9 protein-coding genes are annotated in these 9,150 nt (G+C 48.8%); 8 read left to right on the top strand and 1 reads right to left on the bottom strand.

What is annotated here, in order from left to right:
• Positions 1–912, top strand: a 912-nt coding sequence (locus AB7U36_RS12670; RefSeq protein ID WP_428160130.1) for a tetratricopeptide repeat protein, incomplete at its 5' end; no start/stop codon positions are given.
• A 36-nt stretch (positions 913–948) separates the two neighbouring features.
• Positions 949–1,533 (top strand): D-sedoheptulose-7-phosphate isomerase, encoded by a 585-nt coding sequence (locus AB7U36_RS12665; RefSeq protein WP_428160129.1) that lies wholly within the window; start codon positions 949–951, stop codon positions 1,531–1,533.
• On the opposite strand, the gene AB7U36_RS12660 is transcribed toward AB7U36_RS12665, so the two are convergent.
• On the bottom strand, positions 1,516–1,962 hold the full coding sequence (locus tag AB7U36_RS12660) for a DMT family transporter (protein WP_428160128.1): 447 nt from the start codon (positions 1,960–1,962) through the stop codon (positions 1,516–1,518). The two genes, AB7U36_RS12665 and AB7U36_RS12660, sit on opposite strands and share 18 nt — an antisense overlap.
• Before the next feature lie 162 nt (positions 1,963–2,124).
• Between AB7U36_RS12660 and AB7U36_RS12655 the strand changes: the two genes are divergently transcribed.
• The 6 genes from AB7U36_RS12655 (at position 2,125) to AB7U36_RS12630 (ending at position 9,068) form a co-directional block, all read left to right on the top strand.
• Positions 2,125–2,379, top strand: coding sequence for an FmdB family zinc ribbon protein (locus AB7U36_RS12655; RefSeq protein WP_428160127.1), 255 nt, complete (start codon positions 2,125–2,127; stop codon positions 2,377–2,379).
• A 2-nt stretch (positions 2,380–2,381) separates the two neighbouring features.
• The gene (gene hemC, locus AB7U36_RS12650) at positions 2,382–3,308 is read left to right on the top strand and encodes a hydroxymethylbilane synthase (protein ID WP_428160126.1); all 927 of its coding nucleotides are present in this window, start codon (positions 2,382–2,384) and stop codon (positions 3,306–3,308) included.
• A complete protein-coding gene (gene cobA, locus AB7U36_RS12645; protein ID WP_428160125.1) occupies positions 3,305–4,855 on the top strand; it encodes a uroporphyrinogen-III C-methyltransferase in 1,551 nt (516 codons plus the stop codon). The genes hemC and cobA overlap by 4 nt, the downstream gene beginning before the upstream one ends.
• Before the next feature lie 8 nt (positions 4,856–4,863).
• Positions 4,864–5,847 carry a GTP 3',8-cyclase MoaA gene (gene moaA, locus AB7U36_RS12640; protein WP_428160124.1) on the top strand — a complete coding sequence of 328 codons (984 nt, stop codon included), beginning with the start codon at positions 4,864–4,866 and terminating at the stop codon, positions 5,845–5,847.
• 146 nt (positions 5,848–5,993) lie between these two features.
• Positions 5,994–7,013 (top strand): sensor domain-containing diguanylate cyclase, encoded by a 1,020-nt coding sequence (locus AB7U36_RS12635; RefSeq protein WP_428160123.1) that lies wholly within the window; start codon positions 5,994–5,996, stop codon positions 7,011–7,013.
• A 147-nt stretch (positions 7,014–7,160) separates the two neighbouring features.
• The gene (locus AB7U36_RS12630) at positions 7,161–9,068 is read left to right on the top strand and encodes a response regulator (RefSeq protein WP_428160122.1); all 1,908 of its coding nucleotides are present in this window, start codon (positions 7,161–7,163) and stop codon (positions 9,066–9,068) included.
• The last annotated feature ends 82 nt before the right edge of the window (positions 9,069–9,150 follow it).

The following is a 9,150-nucleotide window of genomic DNA, read 5'->3' as shown; positions in this document are numbered from 1 at the left end:
TTCTGGGATTATAAAACTGCTTCCCAGGGTAAAAAACTGCTTGACCTGCTCAATGAAAAGATATCCCAGGCCCTGAATGCCAAACTGATTATGGGAACAATTTGCTTCCCTTTCCATGATTTCCCGGTTGAAGAGATGGCGGGTTGCGCGCTCAAAGCCCTGGACCATGCAGCCTTTTTCGGTCCCGGCCATGCTGTTGAATTTGACGGCCTGTCCCTGAACATCAGTGGCGACAGACTGTTCCAGCTCAACCATATTGATGCAGCCATCACCGAATACGAAAAAGGGCTTTCCATTGCCCCGACCAATATCAACCTGCTCAACAGCCTGGGCGTGGCCTTTGGGGTGGACGCCTGCCTGGACAAGGCCATGGAATTCTTTGAAAAAGCCCGCAATATCAACCCCGAAGAGGCAATGGTCATTCACAATATCGGCCTGATCCACCGGATCAACGATAAAACCGATTCCGCCCTGGCTTACCTTAAAAAAGCCCATGGGATCAATCCTGATGTATTTGAAATTGAGCTGCTCTTAGGCAATCTTCTGTTCAAGGAAGAAAAATTTGACCTGGCCATGACCCACCTGGATGCCGCCATCCGGCTCAAACCCGAATCCGGCACAGCATTCAGAATCAAAGGCCAGATCCTTCTGGACAGGGAAGATGCCCCAGGTGCCGCAGCCCAGTTCAACCACGCTGTAAAACTCAATCCCAATGATCCCGAGGCGTTATCCGGCTATGCCCGGGCCATGGCGTTACAGAAAAAAAACCTGGCCATTGCTTTAAGCTTTGCAAAGAAAAGTATAGACCTGGACCCTGAAAATGAACAGTACAAACAATATCTCGAAGAAATTCAAAATATCCACAACCAGATTGGGGAAACATATCAGGACAGGGTCATCAGATCAGCCTGATACCGTTGTTTTTAAAAGAGAAAAGAGCTAAAACAAATGAAAGAGATGATCCGGCAGACTGTTCAGGATGCCATTGAAACTAAGCAAAAATTCTTTGAAGCCCATGAAGACCTCATTGAAATCTGTGCCCGGCAATTGGCAGACACCTTTGATGCAGGCGGGAAACTTCTGCTTTTCGGAAACGGCGGATCTGCTGCGGACTGCCAGCACATTGCCGCGGAATTTGTTAACCGGTTTCAGATGGAACGTAAACCATTGCCCGCCATTGCCCTGACCTGCGACACCTCAATTATCACCAGTATCGGCAACGACTACACCTTTGACGAAATTTTCTCAAAGCAGGTCCAGGCCCTGGGAAACAAAAAGGACATGGCCATTGGTATCTCAACGTCGGGAAACTCGGCCAATGTGATCCGGGCTGCAGCAGTGGCAAAGGATCAGGGGTTGACCCTGGTGGGATTTTCCGGGGCAGGGGGAAAGCTAAAAGAGATGAGTGATATGGCCTTTTGTGTGGGCAGTTCTGTAACAGCCCGTATCCAGGAGGTCCATATCACCCTGGGTCATATTCTTTGCGATCTTGCCGAAAGAATACTGTTCCATGGCTTAAAACCACCGTATTAACATGGTCCCCCCAACGATCAATGCAATGCCGGCAAGACGGAACCAGTTAACCGGCTGAACCGGCATGCCAAACAGACCGAAATGGTCCATGACCACAGCCATGACCAGCTGGCCCGCCACCACCAGGCCAAAGGTCAGGGCAGTGCCCAGCCTTGGCGCAAGCACGATAGTCGCAGTTACATAAAAGGCACCTAAAAGCCCGGCCAGCCAAAGACTCCAGTGAACGCCGGAAACGCTGCGGATCGTGGCAAAATCCATCCTGCCGGTCAAAGCATAGGCTAAAAGACCTGCCGTGCCCACGGCAAATGAAATAAGGGCCGCATAAAAAGGATCGTTCAACGCTTTTCCGATCTTTGCATTCATTCCGGCCTGCACTGGCGCCAGCATGCCCGCAGCAAAGGCAAGCACCAGCAGAAATATGAATTTCATTAAAATAAATCCCTTGTCATTAAAAACCCAGTATAGCGTTTTGCCTTCCGGGATACCACAGCATTATTACAAATTGAATCCTGGCCTTGAAAAATAAGCGCTATATCCTTATATTGATGTGTTATTTATACCTGTAAACTAATAATAAAAAGGGGCAGAAGAATGCCGATTTATGAATATACCTGCAACGCCTGCGGTAAAAATTTTGAAACCCTGGTGATGGGCAGTGATACACCCCAATGCCCGGCATGCAGCAGCGAAGACCTGGCACGGCTGATGTCAAAATGCGGATTTGTCTCCAAATCCACAGGCCCCGGCGGCCAGATTCAGACAACCACATCAGCGGGCAGTTCAGGCTGTGCCGGCTGCACCTCAACAAATTGCAGTTCCTGCAGCACCAGCGCAACGATCGGGTGAATATGAAATCAAATATCTGTATCGGCACCCGGGGAAGCACGTTAGCCCTGTGGCAGGCCAATCATATAAAACACAGCCTTGAAAAAGCATTTCCAGACATCCGTGTTGATATAAAAATTATTAAAACCACCGGAGACCGGATAACGGACCGCCCCCTTGCCATGGTGGGGGGCAAAGGCCTTTTTGTCAAAGAGATCGAAGCGGCGCTTTTAGACGGCAGTATTGACCTGGCCGTTCACTCCATGAAGGATATGCCGGGCGAACTGCCCCAGGGACTGATTATCGGGGCCATACCGGAACGGGCCAATCCCTTTGACGTGCTCATATCTGCCCGGGGAGAGCTTTTCAAAGCGTATCCCCAAGGTGCGGTTATCGGCACATCCAGCCTTCGCCGGGGCTCCCAGCTTAAACATCTGCGCCCGGATCTTGAAATCAAATCCATCCGGGGCAATCTGGATACCCGGATTAAAAAACTTAAATCCGGTGAATATACGGCAATTGTTCTGGCAGCGGCCGGGCTTGAACGTCTGGGCCAGGGCAGTGAAATCACCGAATACCTTGCTGAAACCGACATGGTGCCGGCCGTTGGCCAGGGCGCGCTTTGCATTGAAACCCGGGAAAATGATCCGGACATGGCAGATATTTTATCGGTCCTGGACCATGACCCCACACGAATCTGTGTGACCGGAGAACGGGCATTTCTTAAAGAAATCGAAGGCAGTTGCCATATCCCTGTGGCCTGTTTCGGCAAAATCCGGGACAACCGGGTAATGCTTACTGCGGTGGTGGCATCCGAGGACGGCGGGTCCTTAATTAAAGAAACCATTGAATCAACCCCTGAACAGGTGGCTGAAAAAGGCCGGGAACTGGCAAAACTTGTTCTTGATAAAGGCGGACAACGCATATTGGAGGCACTTAATATCCCATGACACAAACCAGGGGCAAAGTTTATCTGATTGGTGCAGGCCCGGGAGATCCCGGGCTTATCACCGTAAAGGCAAAAGAGTGTATTCAAGCTGCGGATGTGGTGGTTTATGATTACCTGGCATCCCCCGTTCTGCTTGGATATGCGGGAAAAGACGCTGAAATTATCTATGTAGGGAAAAAAGGCGGGGACCACACCCTGACCCAGGACAAGATCAACCTGCTGCTAGTGGACAAGGCCAGGGAAGGCAAAAACGTGGCCCGCCTCAAGGGCGGCGACCCTTTTGTTTTCGGCCGGGGCGGGGAAGAGGCCCAGGAGCTGTTGTCCTATGGCATCAGCTATGAGGTGATTCCCGGCGTCACGTCTGCCGTGGCTGCCCCGGCCTATGCCGGGATTCCGGTGACCCACAGGGACCACACCTCCTTTGTCTCCTTTATTACCGGTCACGAACGGCCCGGTAAAAAAGAGTCCCGGATGCAGTGGGACATATTTGCAAAGTCCGACGCCACCCTTGTCTTTCTGATGGGGGTCAAAAATCTGTCCAATATCGTCACAAAACTGATGGAACACGGCAAACCGTCGGACACGCCTGTGGCCCTGGTGCGCTGGGGCACCACCACCCGCCAGCAGACCGTGACCGGCACCCTTGCCACCATTGTTGATGCAGTTGAAAAAGCCGGACTGAAATCCCCGGCCATCATTGTGGTGGGGCATGTGGTCTCTTTGCGGGATGAGCTGGCCTGGTTTGACAGAAAACCTTTGTTCGGGAAAAAAATTGTGATTACCCGGGCCCGGGCCCAGGCATCCGGCCTTGTGGCCTCGCTTTGCGACCTGGGTGCCCAGTGCATAGAAATTCCCACCATTAAAATCGCACCGCCTGAAGACAAAAGCCCGTTGGAAACGGCCATTGATCACCTGGACCAGTATGACTGGCTGGTGCTGACCTCGGTGAACGGGGTAAAATTTTTCTTTGATACCCTTTTTGAAAAGGGAAAGGATGTCCGTGCCCTGGGACATCTTAAATTTGCCTGCATCGGCCCTGTGACCAAAGAACGCCTAGCAGACTATGGCATCATTTCCGATATTCTGCCCGAAACCTACCGGGCGGAATCTGTTGTGGAGGCATTTTCAGGCCTTGAGATGACCGGCAAAAAGGTGTTGCTGCCCCGGGCAAAAAAGGCGCGCACCATCCTGCCCGAGGAACTGACGCGCATGGGCGCCCTGGTGGCTGAAGTAACCGCCTATGAAACCCGGCTGGCAGATGAGGAAAAAGACCTTCTCATTGATATGCTTAAGGCCGGTGATATTGACGCAGTGACCTTTACCTCATCCTCCACGGTAACCAATTTTTTGACCTTGCTTGAAGGAGAGAACGCTCCTGCCCTGCTTGAAGGTGTGACCCTTGCCAGCATCGGCCCCATCACATCGGATACCATCCGGGCCAAAGGGCTTGCACCGGATATTGAGGCTGACCCTTTTACCATTGACGGTCTGATTGACGCACTGCTCGAACATTATGAAAACGCCTTGTCAGGTGTTTCAAAAAATTAAAGCACACCATGATTGCCGGGACCAGAAACATCAACTATCTGAGAATCTCTGTGACGGACCGGTGTAATTTCAGGTGCAGGTATTGCACGCCGGCAGCATCATTCAAGGCCATTGCCCATGACAAAATTGCCCGGTATGAGGAGATATTGAGGCTTGTCCGCATCGGCTGTGACATGGGCATCACCAAGGTCCGGGTCACCGGCGGAGAGCCTTTTGTCAGAAAGGGTATTTTCTCCTTTATCCGCCGGTTATGCCGCATTCCCCGGTTAAAAGATATCTCCATTACCACCAACGGTTCCCGTCTGGACCGGGGTAAGCTAAAAGGGTTGATGGATATGGGTATCCAAAGGCTCAACTTCAGCCTGGATACCCTGGTGCCGGAAAAATTCATCCGGATTACCCAACGGGACCGCTTCCAAAGGGTTTGGGACAGCATCATGGCAGCCCATGACCTGGGTATGTCACCCATAAAAATCAATACCGTGGCACTGAGGGGATTCAATGATGATGAAATCCAGGCCATTGCCGGACTGACCCGGGAATACCCCTTCCATGTCCGGTTCATTGAATACATGCCCATGGGGGACACAGAAGTGGATACAGACCGACAGATCCTGACCCGGGACATTAAAAACCTTATCATTGACGCCCATGGGCCTTTGACCGCAGTCCCTAAAGGGGCAAATGACGGCCCGGCAAAACCGTACAGACTGGCCGGGGCGCCGGGGATTTTAGGGTTCATCACACCGATCAGTTCTCATTTCTGCAGTGACTGCAACAGGTTGCGCCTGACCTCCCGGGGCACCCTCAGGTCATGCCTGCTGGGAAACAATGAAACCGATATTCTCACCCCCCTGCGCAACGGTGCCGATGATCAGGCGCTAAAACAGATTATGACAACAGCCTTGAAGGACAAACCGTTATGCCATAATTTAGAAAAGAGAACTGCCCGGGATGTGCCGTTGAATCATATGACAGCCATTGGCGGGTAAAGAATAGGGATGCGCCTGTTAACCTTGTGTGACGCATGCCCGACACCTTCAGCGGGTTTCCAAAGTCTATTGACTTTATGGTAAATGAACATTAGATGGGAATAATAATACATTCAGGAAAGCCTCAATTTTGGGATTTATGCAAAATGGAAATACCGCTACATCTGATAGAGCAACTGAAAAAAAACGAGGAAATAGCCAGAAAGTTCAACGAGATTGAGATCAGCATTTTAAGTATCCTGAACTTTGAGGATTTTTTCGAACGGCTTTTGTTCCAGATCGCAGACAAATTCAACATACCGCATATCTGGCTTTCTATTATCCGGGAAAGCTCTATTTGTGAGCAGCTCAGGGACAGCAGTGAATCCGAAGCCCTGAAATCAGCAATCGCTTTTGTGGCCCAGGAACGTTTTATTTCCATTATCAAGGACCAAAAACCCGTACTGGTCAACAGAAATTTAACATTTTTCAAAGATCTGATACCCGATACCCTGACCGAGTCCATAGGGTCCCTTGCCATCGCCCCAATAACCCTGGATGGAAAACTTGTGGGCAGTATTAACCAGGCCGATGGCGACGTTCGCCGTTTTGAGCCTGGTATTGACACCTCTCTTCTGGAGCAACTGGCCCAGAAAGTATCCTTGTGCCTGTCCAATGTCACGGCCCATGAGCAGCTGAAATTTCTGGCCTTTCATGACTCTTTGACAGGACTGTTTAACCGGGGAGTTTTCGAGCGCATACTTGACCGGGAATTTTCAAGGGCAAAACGTTATGATAGCGAGCTATCACTTATTTTCTTTGATTTTGATGATTTTAAAACCATTAACGATACAGCCGGGCACAGCATCGGCGATAAAGCCCTGTGCTTTCTTGCAAATACCCTGAGCAACCTGAAACGGAAACAGGATATCGTTGCCCGGCTTGCCGGGGATGAATTTGTCATACTGTTACCTTCCACAGAAAAAAAATGTGCCGAGCAGTTCATCAAACGGGTTAATGAGCATCTTGAGGCCAATCCACTGATTTCAGGTGGATATACCTTTAACATCCGGATCAGCCATGGCATCTCCAGCCTGTCCGATGAAGGCGTGTCTAATCCATCCGGACTGCTTAAAACAGCAGATTCAAAAATGTACCAGCATAAAGCCGAAAAAAAGAAACGCTAATCCAGGACCGGTTTTCAAGATACTGGCCCTATGATCTCCCACCTGAGCGGAGAATTTTTCTTTTCCATTTTTTATGGCTTTTTACTCACGTTTATATTAGACTTTTCCCTTAATGCGATATTCAGTCCAAGGGATTCTCCACGACCATTGATCATATCACCCAAAATTCGAAATCTTAAGTTCAGGAACAAACTGCTGCTTTCCTTTCTCATTGTTTTTGTTCCATTAATTCTCATGTCCAAAGCACTGATCTTTGTTCAAAGTCAGAAGCTGATCGAAGCTATCATTGAAAAGGAACTGAATCAAAGCGCAACATTGCTCAAGGATCTTATCCAGACAACGGCAGACATCAGTATAGAAAACAGGCTCAAAGCCATTACGGTATTCAAATTCCGGAACAACGGCTATGCCTTTATCGTTAATGAAAAAGGGAACGCGGTCATGCATCCCTTTCTCCAGGGGAAAAATCTGCTGGCGCAGCCCGAAGCGTTTTCCGCTATTATTCAAAAAATACTTAATGAAAAATCAGGAAAAATAAAAACGTTTGGGTTATCTGTACCAGACACCCGTTCCGGGGAACAACTGGTTATTTTCAGATATCTTCCCCAATACAAGTGGATCATTGGTGCAGCAAACTATGTGGATGAAATCTACACACCCTTAAGCACATTCTCCACATTAATCACCCTGGATATTTTATTTTTTCTTCTGATCTTTGTGGTCCTGGCCTATCTATTGTCACGATCCGTGACCAAACCACTTGAAAATTTTACACATATTCTGAACAACAGTAAAGGAGACGATTACAGTATTCGCCTGAACTATAATGCCCAAGATGAGATTGGAAGCCTTGCCCGGCATTTCAATACACTCATGACCCGCATAAAAAAATATCATGACCAGCTAAATGACCAGCGTCAGAAAACTATTGCAGCCCAGAATGCCCTTAAGACAAATGAGTTGAAGCGCGCAGAGAAAGAACGTCGCAAGATTCTTATCCAATTAGAAAAGGCACAGAAAATGGAAGCCATCGGCACCCTGGCCGGTGGGATTGCCCATGATTTCAATAATATTTTATCCAGTATTTTCGGTTATGCCCAACTGGCCCAGATGAACCTGAATAACCCGGAAAAACTGAACAACCACATGAATCAGATCCTCAAAGGAGCCCAGCGCGCATCTGACCTTGTTAAACAGATTCTGACCTTCAGCCGCCAGACAAAGAACCAGAAGAGTCCGCTAAAACTGCACCTTGTGGTTAAAGAGGCACTTAAACTTCTCAGGTCGTCCATACCCACCACCATTGGCATGGTAACCCGGGTGGAAACCAGAGATATGGTTAATGCAGACCCCACCCAGATGCATCAGATGATCATGAACCTGTGCACAAACGCCTATCATGCCATGACGACATCCGGTGGAACTTTGACGGTGAGCCTGGACACAGTTGATCAGATTGCGCAGGCACATCAAAACAAAGACTATTTTCAGCCCGGACCCTTTTTAAAACTGATGGTAAAAGATACCGGCAACGGTATGAACCAGGAAGCCATTGAAAAGGCATTTGATCCCTATTTTACGACCAAAGAGATGGATCGGCTTGCCCTGGTCAGGGCCATTGTCGAAGACCATAAAGGCTTTTCCTGCATTGAAAATATTACGGGACACGGGACCTCGGTTTTCGTCTATCTGCCGGTCATAACGAAAAACGATTCGTCAGCAGACAGTCGCACAGGAATTGATGCATCTCTCAAAACTGGCAAAGAAACCATCATGGTGGTGGATGACGAGCCTGACATCCTGGCTTTAATTGAAGAACTGCTGAATAGGTTCGGTTATTCGGTCCACCTGTTTAATAACGGAAAAAGCGCCCTGAATGCCTATCAGGAAGGCAAAATCAGCTTTGATATGGTGATTACGGATATGACCATGCCCCATATGACCGGTATTGCCCTGGCTGAAGCCATTTTGTCGGAAAATAAAAATATGCCGATAATCTTATGCTCCGGATATATAGTGTTCCAGAAAAATAAATTGGACTCTCTTGGAAGATGATTTATTATGTATTTTCAGGCAATAACGAATGCATAATAATCAGCTTTCAAGGAGACACTTATGCTATATTTTCGGTTAAATT

This window comes from Desulfobacter sp. (genome assembly GCF_050177295.1).
This window is presented reverse-complemented; position numbering and strand designations above follow the sequence as displayed.

What these genes read in the sequence shown, in the direction of transcription:
- AB7U36_RS12665 (WP_428160129.1), top strand. Translation starts at nt 949, where the DNA reads ATGAAAGAGATGATCCGGCAGACTGTTCAGGATGCCATTGAAACTAAG.
- hemC (WP_428160126.1), top strand. Translation starts at nt 2,382, where the DNA reads ATGAAATCAAATATCTGTATCGGCACCCGGGGAAGCACGTTAGCCCTG.
- moaA (WP_428160124.1), top strand. Translation starts at nt 4,864, where the DNA reads ATGATTGCCGGGACCAGAAACATCAACTATCTGAGAATCTCTGTGACG.
- AB7U36_RS12655 (WP_428160127.1), top strand. Translation starts at nt 2,125, where the DNA reads ATGCCGATTTATGAATATACCTGCAACGCCTGCGGTAAAAATTTTGAA.
- AB7U36_RS12660 (WP_428160128.1), bottom strand. Translation starts at nt 1,962, where the DNA reads ATGAAATTCATATTTCTGCTGGTGCTTGCCTTTGCTGCGGGCATGCTG.
- cobA (WP_428160125.1), top strand. Translation starts at nt 3,305, where the DNA reads ATGACACAAACCAGGGGCAAAGTTTATCTGATTGGTGCAGGCCCGGGA.
- AB7U36_RS12635 (WP_428160123.1), top strand. Translation starts at nt 5,994, where the DNA reads ATGGAAATACCGCTACATCTGATAGAGCAACTGAAAAAAAACGAGGAA.